The organism is Pseudomonas inefficax, assembly GCF_900277125.1.
GTDB classification, from domain to species: Bacteria; Pseudomonadota; Gammaproteobacteria; order Pseudomonadales; family Pseudomonadaceae; genus Aquipseudomonas; species Aquipseudomonas inefficax.
The window spans coordinates 1-3164 of sequence record NZ_OPYN01000205.1 but is presented as its reverse complement, the minus strand read 5'-3'; the positions used below and the strand labels follow the sequence as shown (position 1 = coordinate 3164).

Genomic DNA, 3164 nt, shown 5'->3' with positions numbered 1-3164 from the left:
GCCGTGTACTTCCCACAGGTGGAAGTGATCGGTGACATCGCCAAAGCCGTATGGCAGATCAGAGAAGCGCTGAACGACACTTCGCACTGGGACTTCACCCGCCTGCTGGCGATTCGTGAAGCCAACGAAGCGCACATCGCCGAAGGTGCCGACGACAACCGCTTCCCGGTGTACCCGCAGCGCATGGTTGCCGACATCCGTCGCGTGCTGCCGTCCGAAGGCATCGTCGCCCTGGACAACGGCATCTACAAGATCTGGTTCGCCCGCAACTACAAGGCGCACAAGCCGAACACCGTACTGCTGGACAACGCCCTGGCGACCATGGGCGCCGGCCTGCCATCGGCCATGGCCGCGCACCTGGTGCACCCTGACCGCCCGGTGATTTCGGTGTGCGGCGACGGCGGCTTCATGATGAACAGCCAGGAGCTGGAGACTGCGGTACGCTTGGGCATGCACATCACCGTGGTGATCCTGCGTGACGACGGCTACGGCATGATCCGCTGGAAGCAGGCGAACATGGGCTTCACCGATTTCGGCCTGGATTACGGCAACCCGGACTTCGTCAAGTATGCCGAAGCCTACGGTGCCAACGGCCACCGTGTGGAAAGCGCCGAAGGCCTGCTGCCGTTGCTCGAACACTGCATCAAGACCCCGGGCGTGCACGTGATCGACTGCCCGGTCGATTACAGCGAAAACGACCGCATCCTCAACAGCGAGCTGCGTGAGCGCGCACTGGCGGTGTAAGGCGTAACGGCTTTATTGACATCAATCCGGCCATCACAGCGATCTCACGATCCTTCGATGGCCGGTTGGTGCTAACTAACAACCTCTTCACGCATCTCGTGATTGATCATTCTCATGTTCTCAACTCATAGAGAACACGAGACCATGACCATCGGCTCCACACACAACCATCCTGCTGATCTGACTATCGAACCATCTCTGCCCGTAAAGCCGTGGGCTGCGCGTTACCCTAATCCTCCTGATCTTTGCTTTGATTATCGGCGTCTACTCGAACAAGAGGGCGGAGTCGCATGTGCCACTCAACCGGATCATCGGATCTGTATTGTCGGTGCTGGTGTTACCGGGCTAACCGCAGGCCGTGAATTGCTACGTTGCGGCTTTACCCGTATCACTTTGATCGAGCAGTCCAGGCGTGTGGGCGGGCGCCATCTCACGCTGGTAAATAACGCAGGAAATCAAAAAGAGCCTATAACCCCTTTTGAGATGGGCGCCATGCGCATGCCGTTCTTCAACAGGGCTGGCGAACCCCCGAAAGATGGGCGTTCGCTTATGGCCTATTACGCGAAGCTGTTCGAGCTACGAATTTCCGATTTTCCAAATCCCGGGACACCTTGGGTGAATGCCACTGGAATATATCTTCGTGACGGGCAATTAGAGGGTAATAGAGACCCTGTGCTGTTGGTCTGGCGCAATCCTGAAGGAAAAACACCACCTCCCACTGCGATGCTTCAGCAGGTCTACGATAAATGGCGCCATTTTGCAGAGCAGTTCGCCGAGCGTATTGCAGCGGTTTATGGCACTGATAGCTGGGAATCGATGTGGTCGGCGATCGTCGAGCGCTACCATCGATTATCGTTTAGAGACCTGGTGCATTTGCCAGCTCTTGCGGCTTGGGACCCTGCAAACCCTGGTGATTTTGGTGGTCTAGGCATGAGTGGCGACGAGTCGGCCATCTTCTATTCAATCGGGATTGGAGACGGTAGCTGGGGAGCGTTTTATGACGTCTGCTGCCTGTACCCGCTGCGCACAGCAATCTTTGGCTTTAGCAGTCACCTACAGCTGGTGCATGGGCGTGTTGACCAGGACGGTATGCCTTACGTTGCGCCCCATCTTGAAGCCAGCAGCGTCCCTGACAGTAAAGGGTTGATGTTTCAGGGGCCCGCCTATATCGGGCTTGCGGCGATGGACGAAAGCCTCATGTTTCTGGACGCCGGGATGGGCGGTTCCTCGCTGTATGACCACCTGCTGCAACGAGATGATGGGTTACTAACCGACACTTCGGTCTGTTCCCTACAAAAGCTGGAGGATGGTCGCATACGGGTCGGATACCGTTGGCATTGCAGTGATCCGGTGCAGGGGAGCGTCCAATATGAAGACTTCGACAGTGTGATCTTGACCATCCCTTCCTGGCTGATCGAAACCAACATCCGCCTCGACGGTTTCAGCCGTCAGATATTGCCGCAGACGATCTTGGATGCCTGGAAGCATGCTCATTGGGAGACGAGCTGCAAGGTCTATGCCCCGCTGAAGAAGAGCTTCCTGGACCGCAACCCCGATTTTCCGCAAATCCTGGTCACTGACAGTTTCGTTCACGATGTCTATGCCTATCGCTACAACGACCATTACGTTGATGACTGCATACTGCTCAGTTACACCTGGGAAGACGATGCAACGAAGCTGGCCGCGTTCTCTGATGAAGAACTGGGTGACAAGTGCGTGAAGGAACTCGATCGAATCCTCCTTCGCTGCAGCAACGTGGCTGAACCCATATCGCCTTATATCGATACCCGCAACATTCGCATACAGCGTTGGATGACTGATCGAAACGCGCTTGGCTGCGCAAAGTTGTATCGGGCTGGGACCTATTACGATGCAGTGAGCCTGATGAAGTACAACCGTGATCTGAGTGCCAGTTCAGGGTTGTATCTGGCTGGAGAGTCTTTCTCTGTTGACGCCGGCTGGACCGAGCCGTGTCTACGCACGGCGCTCGATGCGGTCATCAACCTGTGCAACAGAACATCGGCATCGTTCAATGGTGGCTTTACCCTGAACCACTACCCACATTATCAAGCTGGGAAATAGCTGCATCCGGGAGTTTTTGTGGGGAATTTCCTACTGGAACACTTCGCTTATCCTTCGATCCCATAGGAACTCCCCGACTGTCACTCCCCAGCCCAACCCCGTTTTACTGGCGCCCTTCCAAAACAACCATAAAAGGAAGCCGTCATGTCCGAACATTGCACGTCCGTCAGCCCTGTACGTATCGCTGTCATCCAATACGACCCTCAGGTCGGGCTGGAGAATTGTGATGGCAACCTGAGCAAGGGCCTGGCATTGGCCCGGTGCGCAGCGCGTGAAGGCGCCAACCTGATCGTGCTACCCGAGTTGNCNAATACCGGCTACACCTTCCACACGCGGGC

Annotated in this window: 3 protein-coding genes; all 3 read left to right on the top strand. The window is 56.2% G+C overall.

Annotated elements, in window-relative coordinates; all coding sequences use genetic code 11:
- Window positions 1-744: thiamine pyrophosphate-dependent enzyme (locus tag JV551A3_RS25005; RefSeq protein WP_235874642.1), on the top strand; the 744-nt coding region annotated here is incomplete at its 5' end.
- A 144-nt stretch (window positions 745-888) separates the two neighbouring features.
- Complete coding sequence (locus tag JV551A3_RS25000) at window positions 889-2826, top strand: flavin monoamine oxidase family protein (RefSeq protein WP_133979217.1); 1938 nt, start codon at window positions 889-891, stop codon at window positions 2824-2826.
- Window positions 2827-2970: 144 nt separating this feature from the next.
- The coding region (locus JV551A3_RS24995) for a nitrilase-related carbon-nitrogen hydrolase (protein ID WP_328592116.1) at window positions 2971-3164 on the top strand (194 nt) is incomplete at its 3' end.

What these genes read in the sequence shown, in the direction of transcription:
- JV551A3_RS25000 (WP_133979217.1), top strand. Translation starts at nt 889, where the DNA reads ATGACCATCGGCTCCACACACAACCATCCTGCTGATCTGACTATCGAA.